At 33.3% G+C, this 13603-nt stretch carries 10 protein-coding genes and 1 other RNA gene; 5 read left to right on the top strand and 6 right to left on the bottom strand.

Annotation, left to right across the window (positions count from 1 at the left end; all coding sequences use genetic code 11):
- Positions 1-175 precede the first annotated feature (175 nt).
- A complete protein-coding gene (locus ACQY44_RS24145) occupies positions 176-1483 on the top strand; it encodes a GAF domain-containing sensor histidine kinase (protein WP_428232834.1) in 1308 nt (435 codons plus the stop codon).
- Positions 1484-1509: 26 nt separating this feature from the next.
- Here ACQY44_RS24145 and ACQY44_RS24140 read toward each other — a convergent pair whose 3' ends face one another.
- Both ACQY44_RS24140 and ffs read right to left on the bottom strand, forming a co-directional pair.
- The gene (locus tag ACQY44_RS24140) at positions 1510-2313 is read right to left on the bottom strand and encodes an SDR family oxidoreductase (RefSeq protein ID WP_428232833.1); all 804 of its coding nucleotides are present in this window, start codon (positions 2311-2313) and stop codon (positions 1510-1512) included.
- A 207-nt stretch (positions 2314-2520) separates the two neighbouring features.
- An RNA gene (gene ffs / locus ACQY44_RS24135) (signal recognition particle sRNA small type) lies at positions 2521-2618 on the bottom strand.
- 88 nt (positions 2619-2706) lie between these two features.
- On the opposite strand from ffs, the gene ACQY44_RS24130 reads away from it, so the two are divergent.
- Together ACQY44_RS24130 and hutI are read left to right on the top strand one after the other, a co-directional pair.
- Complete coding sequence (locus ACQY44_RS24130) at positions 2707-3759, top strand: glutaminyl-peptide cyclotransferase (RefSeq protein WP_428232832.1); 1053 nt, start codon at positions 2707-2709, stop codon at positions 3757-3759.
- Between the two features lie 166 nt (positions 3760-3925).
- The gene (gene hutI / locus ACQY44_RS24125; protein ID WP_428232831.1) at positions 3926-5164 is read left to right on the top strand and encodes an imidazolonepropionase; all 1239 of its coding nucleotides are present in this window, start codon (positions 3926-3928) and stop codon (positions 5162-5164) included.
- A 663-nt stretch (positions 5165-5827) separates the two neighbouring features.
- Here hutI and ACQY44_RS24120 read toward each other — a convergent pair.
- Positions 5828-6706 carry a hypothetical protein gene (locus tag ACQY44_RS24120; RefSeq protein ID WP_428232830.1) on the bottom strand — a complete coding sequence of 293 codons (879 nt, stop codon included), beginning with the start codon at positions 6704-6706 and terminating at the stop codon, positions 5828-5830.
- Positions 6707-6804: 98 nt separating this feature from the next.
- On the opposite strand from ACQY44_RS24120, the gene ACQY44_RS24115 reads away from it, so the two are divergent.
- Both ACQY44_RS24115 and ACQY44_RS24110 read left to right on the top strand, forming a co-directional pair.
- Positions 6805-7851 (top strand): formimidoylglutamase, encoded by a 1047-nt coding sequence (locus ACQY44_RS24115; protein WP_428232829.1) that lies wholly within the window; start codon positions 6805-6807, stop codon positions 7849-7851.
- Between the two features lie 124 nt (positions 7852-7975).
- On the top strand, positions 7976-9226 hold the full coding sequence (locus ACQY44_RS24110; protein ID WP_428232828.1) for a DEAD/DEAH box helicase: 1251 nt from the start codon (positions 7976-7978) through the stop codon (positions 9224-9226).
- Here the strand turns inward: ACQY44_RS24110 and ACQY44_RS24105 are convergent.
- From ACQY44_RS24105 to aroC, 3 genes are all read right to left on the bottom strand, one after another.
- Entirely contained in the window at positions 9223-11409 is a 2187-nt protein-coding gene (locus ACQY44_RS24105) for a response regulator (RefSeq protein ID WP_428232827.1), read from the bottom strand. The two genes, ACQY44_RS24110 and ACQY44_RS24105, sit on opposite strands and share 4 nt — an antisense overlap.
- A 136-nt stretch (positions 11410-11545) precedes the next feature.
- A complete protein-coding gene (locus tag ACQY44_RS24100; RefSeq protein WP_428232826.1) occupies positions 11546-12850 on the bottom strand; it encodes a dicarboxylate/amino acid:cation symporter in 1305 nt (434 codons plus the stop codon).
- Between the two features lie 54 nt (positions 12851-12904).
- A partial coding sequence (gene aroC, locus ACQY44_RS24095) for a chorismate synthase (RefSeq protein ID WP_428232825.1) occupies positions 12905-13603 on the bottom strand: 699 nt, incomplete at its 5' end.

Below are 13603 nucleotides of genomic sequence, written 5' to 3'. Positions count from 1 at the left end.
GGATACCGTTCCTATCCCTAACGCAAATTCGATGCAAAATTACAATTTATAATTTCCATAAAATAAAAAACTAAAAAATAATTCCAAATAGCTCAATTATGGCACATAAAACCTTTATACAAAAAACTGGTTTTATTTTTGTAATTTTAAAAAATAAAAAACATCCTCAAAAAAAGTGCTAGAAGACCATTTCAAACAAGATATAATTAATATCGAAAACATTACAATTGTTCCCAACTTACTCAATGTTATTTGTCAGACTACAGGAATGGGGTTTGCAGCAATAGCAAGAGTGACCGAGGATCGATGGATCACTTGCAGCGTACAGGACAATGTACTTTTTGGCTTAAAACCCGGAGATGAATTAAAAATAAAAACGACAATTTGCGACGAAATAAGACAAAATCCCAAACCTGTAATTATTGATAATGTAAGCGAAGATAAAAACTATCATGACCATCATACTCCGGCCATGTACAAATTACAAAGCTATATTTCGGTACCGATCATGCGTCAGGACGGAAGTTTTTTTGGAACTTTATGTGCCATAGACCCCAAACCAAACAATTTAAAAGAGTTTAAAGTACGGGAAATGTTCAATTTATTTGCTGAACTTATCTCATTTCACCTCGCAGCAATCGAACAAGCATTAGAAAGCAAAAAAGTGCTGCAAGAAAGAACTAACTTGCTTGAAAAAACTCAGGTTGAAAAAAATGAAGCAGAAAAGTTAAATTCAGATTTCAAGAAAAAACTAATAGAAAAGAATCTTTCACTTGAAAAAATGAACACTGAACTCGAAGCCTTTAACTATATTTCAAGCCACGATCTTCAGGAACCACTACGAAAAATTCAGCTTTTTACAGATACTATTGAACGTGAAGAAGCCAGTAATTTATCCGAAAAAGGTAAAACAGCCTTTCATAAAATCAAGACTTCTGCTTTTAGAATGCAAAACCTGATCAATGACCTTTTGATTTATTCTAAAACAAAATTTGACGATAGAAAGTTCGAAGTAAAAGACTTAAATATAATCGCTCAGGACGTCATTGAAGATCTTACAGATGAGTTTGAAAATAAAAAAGTAGTTTTTGACATCCAAGAATTAGGCAAGCTCTCTGTAATAGAATTTCAATTCAGGCAATTATTATATAATCTTATCAATAATTCTTTGAAATTTGCAAGTCCCGACAGAGATTTAATTATAACCGTATCAACAGAAATCACTAATGGACAACTAGATAAACTTTCTCCCCTTACCAAATATTACAAAATAACGATTTCAGACAACGGAATTGGATTTGACCCATTGTATAGTGATAAAATATTTGGTCTCTTTCAGGCACTCCACACAAAACCGCTAAAAAGTACCGGAATTGGACTTACAATAGTAAAAAGAATTGTAGAAAACCACCACGGATTTATAAAAGCCCAAGGAGTTTTAAATCAAGGGGCAAAATTTGAAATCTTTATTCCTGTTGAATAACTTCAAAATTTGCTCCGGATTATTTTTTATAACTTATAATGATTCATTAGCATCTTTTCATACATTTTATCCGGAAGCGCACGTTTTAAAACAATCGAAAACTTCTGCATAAACGCTCCTACTTTATAATGTACATTAGGTTTTTTCTGTTGCATAATTTTGTAGATCGCTTCTGCCATTTCATTCGGATTACTACCCGCATCCACATGTTCGTTCATTGTCGCAAGCGTTTCTCCATATACTTTTTCGTAAGCAGAACCTTTTACAACCGGCGCATGATAACGACCTGAAGCAATATTGGTTGCAAAATCTCCCGGCGCTACGTTCGTAATTTCTATTCCAAATGACTTTACTTCCATACGCAAAGCTTCCGTAATCAATTCTAAAGCTCCTTTTGATGCTGAATAAACACTTCTATAAGGCAATCCCATATAAGCAGCAATTGATGTAATATTAATAATCAAACCAGACTTTTGTTCCCGCATTTGTGGTAAAACAGCTTTCATCACTTCAATTGGCCCAAAAAAATTGGTTTCGAAATTATTTTTGATTTCTTCCATCGGAATTTCTTCTAAAGGCCCTGTAATTCCGACACCTGCATTATTAATTACCACATCTAATCTGCCGGAATTTGCAATAATCTTAGCTACCGCTGATTTTATCGACTCCGCATTTCGAACATCTAAAGCGATTAACGGAAAAATTGAATTCAACACTTTCTCAGGATTTCTACTCGTTCCGTATACAACGAAACCTTTTTTATGCAAAAATTCTCCAATTGATTTTCCAATCCCTGAGGATCCTCCTGTAATTAAAACGACTTTACTCATTTGTAGGTTAGATGTTAAATGTTATAGGTTAAAAGTGATTGTCTATACGTAGAACTCGATGTTGCAGGTAAAACTTCTCACCTCTCACATATAACTTCTAACTTCCGACAGGTCCAAAAATAAAAAAATCCTCCATAAGGAAGACTACTTTTAAATTAATTCAAAAAAAAAAAAAAAAAAAATCTGAATATAAATTCAGATTAAAAAAAATGGCAAGCGACCTACATCGCACCGCTCAACCACGTACCCTTGCTATGTTCCCATCCTGGGGGAGTCTGCAGGAGCTGGTCGTGTAGGACTTGCCGGTGCAAATATACAATCTTTTTATATTTTTGCAAGACCTTTGTTGCTATAAAAATATCGTCGTATATTGGCTTATTCAAATTTTAAACTATGAAAAAATATAACTTCCTAACTATCATTTTATTAGGAATCACATTAATTGGATGTGGAGATACAAAAAAAGGTGAAAATTCTTTATTTAATATCGATGATTCTGCTTTTCCGGCACATTTTACCCAAAAAGAAGCCGTTTCTATTGGAATTTTAAACCCAAATTCGAAAGAAATCGACAGCATTGTTTACTTTGTTAATGATAAAAAAGTGGCAAGTATAAAAGGGGCTACAAAATTTAATTTTGCATTAAAAGATCAAAAATTAGGATATCAATATATAAAAGCCAGCGTTTATTTTGGATCTGATTCTTCTGATGCTACCAAGAGAATTGAAGTAGTTTCTGATATCGAGGCAAAACCTTTAAAATATAAAATCGTAAACACTTATGCTCACGATAAAAAATCCTTTACCGAAGGTTTCGAATTTTATAACGACACCTTATATGAAAGTACCGGACAAGAAGGAGCATCTTTCATAAAAAAGTATGATTATAAAACAGGGAAAATTTTCAAACAAATCGATCTTGATCAAAAATATTTTGGAGAAGGGATAACGTTTATTAACGGAAAATTATTTCAATTAACATACAAAAACAAAACGGGTTTTATTTATGACGCTAAAACTTTAAAATTAGAAAAAACATTTGCTTTCGAAAAAGATATTGAAGGTTGGGGAATGACTAATGATGGCAAATACATCTATCAAACTGACGGAACTGAAAAAATTTGGAAAGTTGACCCGGCTACTCAAAAAATGGTAGATTACATCAATGTCTACTCAGGCACTTCAAAAATTAAAGCCATCAATGAATTAGAGTGGATTAACGGAAAAATCTATACTAATGTGTGGTTCAAAGATGCGATTGCAGTTGTTAACCCAACATCAGGAGCCGTTGAAGGAATCCTAGACATGTCAGGTTTACGTAAATTAATGTCTGATGTTACGAAAGATGATGTTTTAAACGGGATTGCTTACAATCCTAAAACTAAAACTATTTTTGTAACCGGTAAAAACTGGAGCAAAATGTTCGAAATAACAGTTTCAGAATAGAAGTTAAAAGAAAATATTCAATTCTTTTTTAATTCCAAATTCCAGTATTTCAAAACGAATTTCACAGATTTTCACGAATTGGTTAGTGATAATTTGTGAAATTTGTGTTTTAATTTCATAGTTAATACAAAGAAAACGTTTCTTTAACACAACTCAATCAACATCCATGATAACTCTTATCAAAAACATAAAAGAATTGCTTCAGGTTCGGGAAACTTCTGTTTCTAAAGTTTCAGGAGCTGAAATGGCAATACTTCCTACCGTAAAAAATGCTTTTTTAATTTTAAAAGATAATTTGATTCACGATTTTGGCCCAATGGAAAATCTTCCTGAAATTAAAGCTGATAAAGTTATTGACGCAACTGGCCGAATTGTTCTGCCTTCCTGGTGTGATAGTCATACCCATATTGTATATGCAGGAAATCGCGAGCAGGAATTTGTAGACCGCATCAACGGATTTTCTTATGAAGAAATTGCCAATCGAGGTGGCGGAATTTTAAATTCAGCTAAAAAACTCAATGAGACTTCAGAAGATGAAATCTACGAGCAGTCGAAACTACGACTGGAAGAAGTCATGCATTTAGGAACCGGAGCTGTAGAAATAAAATCAGGTTACGGTTTAACGATCGAAGGCGAACTGAAAATGCTTCGTGTGATAAAAAAACTGGCCAATAATTATCCCATTTCAATAAAAGCAACCTTTTTAGGCGCTCATGCTTTTCCTTTACATTACAAAGACAATAAAGCGGGTTATATCGACGAAATCATCACCAAAATGCTGCCCGAAATTGCCCAAAACAAATTAGCCGATTATGTAGATATTTTTTGCGAAACAGGTTATTTCTCTGTAGAAGAAACGGAAAAAATCATGGAAGCAGGAATTAAATTTGGTTTAACACCAAAAATCCATGTCAATCAGTTTAATTCTATTGGAGGAATACAAGCGGGAATCAAATTTAAAGCACTTTCCGTTGATCATCTCGAAATAATGAACCCCGAAGATATCGAAGCTTTAAAAAACACTGAAACAATGCCTGTAGCATTACCATCGTGCTCTTATTTTCTAAGCATTCCCTATACACCGGCACGAGAAATGATAAAAGCAGGTCTTCCCTTAGCATTAGCGACAGATTTTAACCCAGGCTCTACTCCGTCAGGGAATATGAATTTTGTCGTTGCAACAGCTTGCATCAAAATGAAAATGACCCCTGAAGAAGCTATAAATGCGGCAACCATAAACGGAGCTTACGCCATGGGAATTTCAGAAACCCATGGAAGTATCACCAGAGGTAAAAAAGCCAATTTTATCCTCACAAAACCTATTTCATCTTACTATCAAATTCCGTACGCATTTGGCAGTAATCTCATTGAAAATGTTTTTATAGAAGGTGCAATTTTAGCATAAAAAAAAGAGGAGTTTTACAACTCCTCTTTTTTTTATTCCTTGCTAAAACGTAAAACCAAATACTTATTCAAAAACACTATAAAAGAAGTTGTTATATTTGTTAATCACAAAATAAGGACTTATATTTAGCTTTCTAAAACATAGTATTTTTCACCATGTATATTTGTTGTACATCCTTAGATTTATTTAGATTTAGCCTGAAACAAATTGCTTTCATAGCCAATGTAAATGGGTACAATAAAAAGAATAGTTCGTTACACGTTTCTCCCGTTTTAAGATTAAAAATCTTCCCGAATTATTAAGCACCCGCGAGTGTGCTTAACACATCCTAATAAAACTTTTTTTCACTATGCACTTTCAATTTTATATTGAATAATGCAACTCGCTCTATAAAGTTTTTAGATATCAAAGAGATAAAATAGGATCAGGATAATTCTGTATTTTTTTTTAAACCATTTAAAACATCAAGATCATGGCTAAAGTTAGCACCCTAAAAACTGCGAAAACAGATTTAAAAGCGAAAAAACAGGAAAAAATTCTAAAAAAATTAGAAGAGAAGCAAACCAGAAAACGTAAATAAATTTGACTGAATAAAAAAGGTCTGTGAAAACTTCACAGACCTTTAATAATTTAGTGGTATTATTATCCTAAGCGATACTAGTATTATCTTAAGTTAAAACTAGTTTTAGAAACTAATTCGTCGTTATCAAAAACATTGATAAAATAAGCTCCTTTTGCAAAATCTTTACCTGGTAAATCCTCACTTACGTTAACTGTTTTGTTTTCATATTTAACAGTAGTTTTAAAACTATAAGTTAAAGTATTATCACCAAAACTTTCCGTTTTCTTATCTCCCAAAACATTGTTTTTAGAGTCAATAACTTGCACATAATACGTTTTATCACCAGATTTTGCAATTTGATTTTCTGCAACAGTAAAACTAATTTTCAAGATATCAGCACGGCTTGCTTTATCCGTTTCGATTTGTTTACCTGAGCTTCTCAATTTGTAAGCAGAAGTTTTTGTATTCAAAATTGATAATTTAGCTCCTTTTTCAACAGTTTTAGCCAATTCTTCGTTTTGTCCAACTAATACTTCGTTATACTTTTTAGACTCTCCTAAAACTACAATTGTGCTATCTCTTTGAGTTGTTAAAACACCGTTTTGTTTTTTCAATTCATCGTTTTCAGCAACCAGAGTTTTCATTTTTCCTTGCATTGCCTGAACTTGTGATCTAAATTTAGATACATCACCTTTCGATTTATTCAAATCATCCATCAAAGCCACTACTTTATCTCTTTCCTGAATCAATTCATCAGACATAGAAGTATTTTCAGCAATTGCAGCGTCATAAGTTGTTTTTAACTCTTGCAGATCTTTCATAACAGATTCTTTCTCTGTCATTGTTGTTGTAAGTTCTGTCTTAACCACATCTGTATCAGATGATAGTTTAAAAATATACACTAAACTACCAATTAGTAGGACTGCTAAAACTGCGATTACCGCTTTTAGACTTGAGTTGTTGTTCTTTGGGTTTTCCATATTTAAAATAATTTTCTTTAAAACAAATTTAATAATTAATATAAGGTAATAACGTAAGTTACTACAATTATATTATTTTTGGAAAATAAAATTTTTTCATGGAGAAATTAATTCCTTTTACTATTAATGATTTAGCAAAAATCACAAATCATCGAAGTGGTGAAATAAAGTTCGGAGAGAAAATGATTATCATTCCGAAAGGAGTGGACAAAATTAATTTTCTAAAAGAAAGTGAGGCTAAGTATGTACTGCTGGGAATTCCGGAAGATATTGGGGTGCGTGCCAATTACGGCAGACCGGGCGCAGCATCTGCCTGGGAAAGTGCTATAAAAAGCATTGCCAACATTCAGCACAATCGTTTTGCTAAGGGCAGCCAGATTATTGTTTTAGGGCAGATTAATGTCAGTGAAGAAATGCGTGATGTCGAAAATCTCGATTTTAACGATATTGACGATCGATCAAAATTAAGTCAGTTGGTCGAAAAAATCGACAAAGAAGTTTCCCATATTATTTTTACTATTATAAAAGCCGGAAAAATGCCAATTATCATTGGTGGAGGCCATAATAATGCGTACGGAAATATAAAAGGTTCGGCTTTAGCCAAAGGAAAACCTATTAATGCGATTAATTTTGACGCGCATTCAGATTTTAGAATTCTGGAAGGCCGTCACAGCGGAAACGGATTTTCATATGCTTATGAAGAAGGTTTCTTAAAAAAATATTTCATTTTTGGTTTGCACGAAAACTACACTTCAAAAAGTGTTCTGGATATCATCAAAAAACTGGAAGACCGTGTTCGTTACAACACATACGACAGCGTAAATATTCGTAAAGAAAAAGATTTTAGCCGAGAGATGGCTTTAGCTTTAGAGTTTATAAAAACAGATCCTTTTGGTATCGAAATAGATTTAGATGCTATTCCTAATATTGCCAGTAGCGCTATGACCATCAGCGGATTTTCAGTGGAAGAATTGCGTCAATTTATATCTTTCTTCGGACAAAACAGAAATGCCGCTTATTTGCACATTTGCGAAGGAGCACCCGATTTAGCCGATTCTCCAAACAATAATTTAATTGGTAAATTAATTGGTTATCTGATTACTGATTTTATTAAAGCCAACAACGAAAAAAATATTTTATTATAACGATTAGCAACTGAAAATTAGTTCATTTGCCAAATAAAACAAGATTCAAATAAACGATTGATCGAATAAACCTATCTTTGCACAGAAATTTAGTACTTAAAACTAAATTCTTAATACCTAAGATATGTTATTCGAAGATTTATCACTTTCAAAAAGTATACAAAAAGCCGTATTTGAAGAAGGCTACCTAAACCCCACTCCTATTCAGGAACAATCTATTCCGATTGTTTTGGCAGGAAGGGATTTAATTGGTTGTGCCCAAACCGGTACAGGAAAAACGGCTGCATTTGCAATCCCTATCATACATCAATTACACCGAATTGTAGGCTCAACAAAAAAAGCCAAAGTAATTCGTGCACTTATAGTTACCCCAACGCGTGAATTAGCAGTTCAGATTGGTCAAAGTTTTGACACTTATGCCAAATATACCAACCTGACTCAATTAACGATTTTTGGCGGAGTATCGCAAAATCCACAAGTTGATGCCCTGAAAAACGGAGTAGACATTTTGGTAGCGACACCCGGCAGATTATTGGATTTACAAAAACAAGGTTTTCTTGACTTAGATCATTTACACACTTTAGTTTTAGATGAAGCCGATCAAATGTTAGACATGGGTTTTATAAACGATGTCAAAAAAATCGTGAAACTGACTCCTAAAAACCGTCAAACTTTATTGTTCTCTGCAACAATGCCGATTGCCATTCGTGAATTAGCCGAAATGTTTTTGCAGGATCCTGCAAAAGTTGAAGTTTCCCCGGTTTCATCAACAGCTGAAAACGTAGAACAACGCGTTTACTTTGTAGAGAAAACAGAAAAGAGAAACTTATTGTACCATTTAATAAAAAACGAAGATTTATCGAATGTTTTGGTTTTCTCAAGAACGAAACACGGAGCCGATAATGTCGTAAAAGCACTTAGAAAAAATAATATCGCGGCTGAAGCAATTCACGGTGACAAATCTCAAAATGCCAGACAACGTGTTCTTGACGCTTTCAAGAATAAAGAAGTTGGTGTTCTTGTTGCAACAGATATTGCAGCAAGAGGAATTGATATTGACCAATTACCGTTTGTAATCAATTTTGATTTGCCTAATATTCCCGAAACATACGTACACCGAATTGGTAGAACAGGTCGTGCCGGAAACGGAGGAATTGCCATTTCTTTTTGCAGTAAGGACGAACACGGATACTGGAAAGACATTCAGAAATTGATTAAAGTGGATGTAAAAACTGTTATTGATCATCCTTATCAATGGCATGCCGGAAGTCCTGAAGCAGCGGCAGAGAAACCTAAAAATTCAAACCGAAGTGGTGGTGCTCATAAATCGAGAAAATCAGATGCTTCTAAACAAAATAAAAAACGTTGGTACTAACCAGCGTTTTTTGCTTCTTTTATTAAGTAACTTATAATTTTAAACAATTTTACAGGCTCAAAAGGTTTAATGATAATATCATTTATTCCTGAAGAAATTGCCTCATCTGTTATCTCATCTTTATCAAAAGCAGTCAAAGCCACAATAGGTGTTTTTACACCCTTTAAACGAATTCTTTTAGTAGTTTCAAATCCATTCATCAGAGGCATATTGATATCCATTAAAATAAGGTCAAAATCCTCTTTATCAAGTATGGCCAATGCAGCAAAACCATCATCAACTACTTTACAGATATAATTATTCTTTTCGATTATCTTCTTAGTAACCAGCTGGTTTATAAGATTGTCTTCGACAATTAGAATTTTATAAACTTCACTTGAAGTCAAATCGACTTCAATTTCATCTATAATATTTTTAGTCCTTTGAGGATCATACTCAAAAGGAATTACGAACGAAAAGGAAGTTCCCTCGCCAATATTACTTTTCAAGCTTATTGTACTTCCAAAGAGGCCCAATAATCTTTTTACAATGCTCAGTCCTAATCCTGTTCCCTGATAATCTTCATCTTTCCTTCCTACCTGAACGAATTTTTCGAAAATTTTCCCCTGATCCACAATCGCAATCCCAACACCATTGTCTTTTATAAGAAAATCCAGAAAATAAACTTTTCCTTCCACTCTATTCAGATTAACAATAATCTCAACGACACCATCTTTTGTAAATTTCAGTGCATTGCTCACTAAATTCATCAGAATCTGAGCCAGTCTTAATTTATCCCCAATGAGATATTCCGGAATATCAGGATCAATAGAAACCGTAATTGTATTATTATTTTTCTGGGATAAAAAAGAAAGAGAATTCTTAATCATTGTAATTTCATCTGAAATATTAAAGGTCAGATTCTCCAGAACTACTTTATTTTCTTCAATTTTATTGATCTGAAGAATATCATTTACCAGTGATAATAAATATCGTGCTGAAAATTTTAAAGAGCTTAAATGCTGACTTCGGGACAATTCCTTATGCTCTTCAAGTAACATGTTGGTTATCCCTACCACACCGTACAAAGGAGTACGCAATTCGTGACTTATAGTCGAAATAAATTGAGTTTTGAGCAAAGAGGCTTCCTCTGCAATTTCTTTTGCTCTTAAAAGCTCTAAATTGTGCTTTTTCTTAAACCTTATATTCTTAATCAATGTAATAATAAGGAAAATAAGAATAAATGAAATCAACACAAACAAGATGACAATAATCCTGGATTTTTTAAGACTTTGATATTGTGAATCTTTTTCACTCTCTATTTTATCAATTTGTCTTTTGTATTCGTCTAACTCAAGGTTAAAACCAGCGATAGAAGCTTTTTTAAGTTTTTCCTGATTGTATAACTGAGCTGTAATTTTATTATAGGCCGAAAGATTTTCGTAGGCTTCTTTATACTTTTTAATTTTATTTAAAAATTTTGAATATTCTAAATGAGCATACGATAAATCTGATTTTTCTTCGCCATTTTTTCCTGCTTCAATAGCTTTCTTAAAAAATCCATTGGCCAGATTGTAGTCATTACTATAACTCGAATACATTCCGTTAAGCATGTTCACCACGATTTCCGTCGATTCGTCACCGTACCTCTGAATATTATTGCCAACAAATTTTAAATAAGGATATCCCTCTTTAAATTTACCAATATCAAAATATGCCCAGGCTATATTTACATTTGTAAAATAAACCTGGCTCATATCATTTATTTTTAAGCTATAAGCAATAGATTTTTTATAATAACTCACCCCTTTATCGAATTGCTTTTTTTCAAAACAATAAATATTTCCAAGGTTGTTATAAAGACTGTATTTTATGGAATCGTTATCTGTTTTATTAGCATAAAATAAACCTTTGTTGTAAAAGAAAATGACTTTGTCAAACTCTGACAATTCACTATAATTTCCAGCAATAACTTTGTATGACTTTGCTATTAAATAATTATTTTTAGAAGCCGTAGCATAATTTAAAGCTTTTCTTGAAGTAATTAATGATTTCTCAAAATTCGATTCTTTGTAATCGTTCCAGGCCTTTTTTACAAGCACTGTAATTTTCTCATCCGACATGCTTTCAGATTGCGCAATTACCGAATTGAAAAAACAATTCAGGAATAAAAAAATCAATAAAAAAATCCGCATTTGGGGCATAAATCGGCTAGTTTTATCAAATATACACTTAAAAATAAAAAAAAGCTGTATTTCCTATGAAAATACAGCTTTTCTATTTTTATTTGAATTTTTATTCAACATTCAAACTATTTTCGTTTAAAAAAAACAGAATATGTTAGTGATTATCTGAAACAATATCCTGATCATCGGCAATAAAATCTGAATCTCCATCATTTTCCCATTGCCCTACTACTGAAGTCGCCAAGGCATTTCCTAATACATTTGTAGCACTTCTGAACATATCACAAAAATGATCAATTGGTAAAATTAAAGCAATTCCCTCTACAGGAATTTTAAACATCCCGCAAGTTGCCGCTACAACAACCAAACTTGCTCTCGGTACGCCCGCAATCCCTTTACTGGTCAGCATTAAAACCAAAAGCATTACCATCTGAGTACCTAAATCCAGGTGAACACCATAAAACTGAGCAATAAAAATACTCGCAAAAGTCATATACATCATACTTCCGTCCAGATTAAACGAATAACCCAGCGGTAACATAAATGATACAATTTTATTTTTTACACCAAAATCTTCTAACTCTTCTGTCAGTTTAGGAAAAACAGCTTCACTACTGGTAGTTCCAAAAGCAATTGCCAGTGGCCCGATAATACGTCTTAATAATTCGGTCATTCTCTTTTTCAGGAAAATATAACCTACGACAATTAAGACAACCCATAATGTGCTAATCCCTATCAAAAAAGATCCAAAGAATTTAAAATAAGTAATTACTAACTCTTCTGCATCTCTAATAGCAAAAACTCCTGCAATGGCACCAAAAACCCCTATTGGAGCGAAGTTCATTACATAATTCACCATTTTTAAAACAATATGCGATACTTTATCCAAAGCATTAATAACGGGTTTTACAGTACTTCCTAAAGAAGCTGCTGCCAATCCAAAAAAGATAGAGAATACAACAATCTGTAAAATTTCATTAGTAGCCATTGCTTCAAAAATACTTTTAGGAACGATATGCTCTACAAAATTCTCGAAAGACAAAGTTGTTGTTTTAGCCGTCACTTCAGATGCAGCCGCCATATCAACATGGTCTAATTTTAAACCTACTCCCGGTTCCAGGATATTTACGTAAAACAAACCAATTAATAAGGATATAAAAGAAGCTGTAAAAAACCATCCAAGTGCTTTTCCTCCAATTCTTCCAACAGTCTTAATATCTCCTAATTTAGCAATTCCTACTACTAAAGTGGTAAATACTAAAGGAGAAATAATCATTTGTACCAATCGGATAAAAATGGTTGCAAGCATTTTTATTTTAGTACTAAACGATACTGCTGCCTCTTGCGAAACCGAATTGTGCAATATAATTCCTAAAGTGGCTCCTAGCACCATTGCAATTATAATTTGCCCTGTTAATCCGGAAAGAAATGATTTTTTTTTGGTTTCTGTTACTTGCATTAATTTTTTTTATTTAGAATTAAAATACTAAGACCCTCACTGCCTTAATCTTTATTAATATGTTTTGTTGATTAAATAAAAATCAGCCAAAACAATCGCTGCCATGGCCTCAACAATAGGTACAGCACGCGGAACAACACACGGATCATGACGACCTTTACCTGTCATGGGTGTAATGTTTCCTTTATTATCTAGTGAATCCTGAGTCTGCATAATCGTGGCAACAGGTTTGAAAGCTACCCTAAAGTAGATATCCATTCCGTTGCTGATTCCGCCCTGAATTCCACCTGAAAGATTTGTTTTTGTTGTTCCGTCAGGATTATATAAATCGTTGTGTTCGCTTCCTTTCATTTCAGAACCTGAAAATCCGCTTCCGTATTCAAAACCTTTTACTGCATTTATAGAAAGCATTGCTTTTCCTAATTCAGCATGAAGTTTATCAAAAACCGGTTCACCTAAGCCAACCGGAACGTTCTGGATTACACATGAAACAACTCCACCTACAGTATCTCCTTGTTTGCGGATATCGCGAATGTATTCTTCCATAATCGCTGCTGATTTTTCATCAGGACAACGAACAGGGTTACTTTCTATTTTTGAAAAATCTAAATCATGGTACGGCGTATCCAGATGAATTGGCCCTACAGACGAAACATAGGCATTAATTTTAATTTCAGGTAACATTTGCTTGGCAATTGCTCCCGCCACAACTCTGCTTGCTGTTTCTCTTGCAGAACTTCTGCCACCACCACG

The organism is Flavobacterium sp. (assembly GCF_965277525.1).
In the GTDB taxonomy this organism is placed as follows: Bacteria; Bacteroidota; Bacteroidia; order Flavobacteriales; family Flavobacteriaceae; genus Flavobacterium.
The sequence above is the reverse complement of the archived record's forward strand: the minus strand, read 5'-3'. Positions and strand labels throughout refer to the sequence as shown.

Excerpts from the sequence above, each read along its gene's own strand:
- ACQY44_RS24140 (WP_428232833.1), bottom strand. The coding sequence starts at position 2,313 with ATGAGTAAAGTCGTTTTAATTACAGGAGGATCCTCAGGGATTGGAAAA.
- ACQY44_RS24130 (WP_428232832.1), top strand. The coding sequence starts at position 2,707 with ATGAAAAAATATAACTTCCTAACTATCATTTTATTAGGAATCACATTA.
- hutI (WP_428232831.1), top strand. The coding sequence starts at position 3,926 with ATGATAACTCTTATCAAAAACATAAAAGAATTGCTTCAGGTTCGGGAA.
- ACQY44_RS24120 (WP_428232830.1), bottom strand. The coding sequence starts at position 6,706 with ATGGAAAACCCAAAGAACAACAACTCAAGTCTAAAAGCGGTAATCGCA.
- ACQY44_RS24115 (WP_428232829.1), top strand. The coding sequence starts at position 6,805 with ATGGAGAAATTAATTCCTTTTACTATTAATGATTTAGCAAAAATCACA.
- ACQY44_RS24110 (WP_428232828.1), top strand. The coding sequence starts at position 7,976 with ATGTTATTCGAAGATTTATCACTTTCAAAAAGTATACAAAAAGCCGTA.
- ACQY44_RS24105 (WP_428232827.1), bottom strand. The coding sequence starts at position 11,409 with ATGCCCCAAATGCGGATTTTTTTATTGATTTTTTTATTCCTGAATTGT.
- ACQY44_RS24100 (WP_428232826.1), bottom strand. The coding sequence starts at position 12,850 with ATGCAAGTAACAGAAACCAAAAAAAAATCATTTCTTTCCGGATTAACA.